This is a genomic window from Endozoicomonas sp. ONNA2, from assembly GCF_024606365.1.
GTDB lineage: Bacteria > Pseudomonadota > Gammaproteobacteria > Pseudomonadales > Endozoicomonadaceae > Endozoicomonas.
Window position 1 is genome coordinate 1 of the sequence record NZ_JAHHPO010001175.1, and the last position, 2,257, is coordinate 2,257.

4 protein-coding genes are annotated in these 2,257 nt (G+C 52.6%); all 4 read left to right on the forward strand.

The genetic code is table 11. The features are described from left to right. Positions 1-222 (forward strand): helix-turn-helix transcriptional regulator (locus tag KDK14_RS20725; RefSeq protein WP_257267140.1); only part of this gene is annotated, 222 nt, incomplete at its 5' end. A gap of 5 nt (positions 223-227) precedes the next feature. Continuing rightward, a complete protein-coding gene (locus KDK14_RS20730) occupies positions 228-548 on the forward strand; it encodes a hypothetical protein (protein WP_257267141.1) in 321 nt (106 codons plus the stop codon). After that, entirely contained in the window at positions 545-2,032 is a 1,488-nt protein-coding gene (locus KDK14_RS20735) for a YfjI family protein (RefSeq protein WP_257267142.1), read from the forward strand. The genes KDK14_RS20730 and KDK14_RS20735 overlap by 4 nt, the downstream gene beginning before the upstream one ends. A gap of 12 nt (positions 2,033-2,044) precedes the next feature. Beyond that, a partial coding sequence (locus KDK14_RS20740) for a hypothetical protein (protein ID WP_257267143.1) occupies positions 2,045-2,257 on the forward strand: 213 nt, incomplete at its 3' end.

Consider the following 2,257-nt stretch of genomic DNA (forward strand, 5'->3'; position numbering starts at 1 on the left):
TTTCATAACTGGTTGTCCGATATGAAAAAACGCCACCCATTACGCCAGTACCTTGAACAGAACAATCTGAACCAAAGTGAACTGGCCGACCGATTACATGTATCGCCACCGGTCATCACTAATCTGATCAAAAATGCAAGCTTTCCCACGGTGCGCCGTATTCTGAAATATTGCCGAGACCAAAGTGTCGATCCTGCCGTCTTTTTTCCTGATGAAGAGTAACCTCCATGCGTCCCCTGCCTCCCAAATGGCCGGAGGTGATTCCCGGCTTGCCATTGCTGTTTGTCTTTGTCGGTGCGCCCGACTGTTTTGAACACGCCCGACGCCAACGAAACAACGGCTTTTTCAACCACGTTACGCTGGCCGATGCCGCCGATCACCGGCGCTATCAATGGCCCACATGCAACCTGATGGTGGTGGTCATCCTGTTCAATGACTATTCCAACGCACTGGAAAAAGAACTGCTGGCCGCGCTTCTGGCGGACAAACCGGCCGAACTCGCGGTGCGCTACTGGCCAACCGATATTGTGCAGGCAGTGATTGAATGACCACGTCCACGATTTACACGCAGGGAATAGCCGTTGATAGCCCGGAGATTGCCGCTGCCATCGACAGCGAAATGGACAAGGCGCGCTATTTTAACCGCCTGGACACGCCGGCCGACATCAACCAGTCTCCGCCAAAAGCCAGCCAAAACATGTTTCCTGGTTTGCTGGGCGATATTGTAACTTTGTGTACCGAACATTCTGAATCGGTGCCAGTGGCCGTGGCGGCCCATACGCTGTCGTGGTTTTCGGCCATGGTTGGCCCGCTGCGTTATTACCGGATTGGGGATGAATGCCGTCGGTTGAATGACTTCATGTTGCTGGTTGGTCCCAGCGGCATGGGCAAGGGCACGTCGGAATACGGACCAAAAAAAATATTCAAACAGGTAGAAGAATGCTTGCAATCTCAGTTTTATGACCAATGGCAACAAGGCCAGACAGAAGGCATTTCCGAATTTCCGTCTTTGGATATGCACGAAGGTGGCTTGTCTTCAGGTGAAGGGTTGGCAGCGGCCAAGGCGGACCGGTTGAAAATCGGCAAAGACGAACCGGTGATCGAGGTCACGGATAAACGCTTTCTGATTTTGGAAAGTGAATTTGGCAATGTGTTGAACATGGCCGAACGCCAGGGCAATACCTTGTCTCATGTATTGCGCAATGGCTACGATGGCAAAACCATCCGGCCACTGACCAAACGGGACCGGGTCTGCGTGACCGACCCGTATTTTGTCCTGGTGGGCAATATCACTCCGGGCGAACTGTGCAGTCATCGGCAGAATGCCGTGATGTCGGTCAACGGCATGCTGAACCGGATGCTGATCCTTTGGACTTACACTACCCGGCGACAACCCATTCCCAACCCGATGGATCCGACGGGACTGTCCGAACTGGCGGACCGTTTGGCCCATTGCATCGGATTTGCCCGCAACCACTCGTTTGAAAGTCATTATCGAAAACAATGGTTACTGGCCCGGCCAGTCATTCTGGATCCGGAGGCCGAGCAACTGTGGATTGAGGTCTATCCGCAACTGGTCAATTTGCCAGACTGTGAACGGGTGCAGACCCTGTGTCGGCGTCACCGGTTGCACGTCCTGATCCTGGCCTCGCTGTTTGCCCTGCTGGATAACCGGGATCAGATTAATCCCTGTGATTTGTCGGCCGCCCTTGCCTGGTCGGACTTTGCCCGCCAGTCGGTAATCTATGTTTATGAATTTTTCTCTGAACAGCGCCTGTCGGATTATCACCGCCAGGTGGGCGAAGGGATATTGCGCGCCGTGGCCAGTCATGGTGGCCGGTGTCTGGTCTCGGATATTTACAACTGGTTTAACAACCGCATTAAACAGGAAACACTGCACAACGGCATGAACTATTGCCTGAACTTTATTCCACCCCTGCTGATCATTGAACCGATTCGGGGCAAGCGTGGTCGGCCTGCCAGTTATGTTGCTCTTTCTCAAGAAGGCAGCCGATATCTGGCATCCCTTTAACCGGAGTACACAATGCAAACAATCTCCCCAGAACAGATAGAAACCCAGTTGCGGGACCTGCCAACATTGATCTGCGAAATGCAAATATGTGGTGGTTCGCTGCAACAGATTCGCCAGATGCTGGACTGCCGATGTCAGGCAGCGGCAGATTTTATCAGTCGGCTTAACCATTATCAGGATCAACAAGATTATCAACAAAAACTGTCTTATACTGTGACCGCTGAG

Excerpts from the sequence above, each read along its gene's own strand:
- KDK14_RS20730 (WP_257267141.1), top strand. The coding sequence starts at position 228 with ATGCGTCCCCTGCCTCCCAAATGGCCGGAGGTGATTCCCGGCTTGCCA.
- KDK14_RS20735 (WP_257267142.1), top strand. The coding sequence starts at position 545 with ATGACCACGTCCACGATTTACACGCAGGGAATAGCCGTTGATAGCCCG.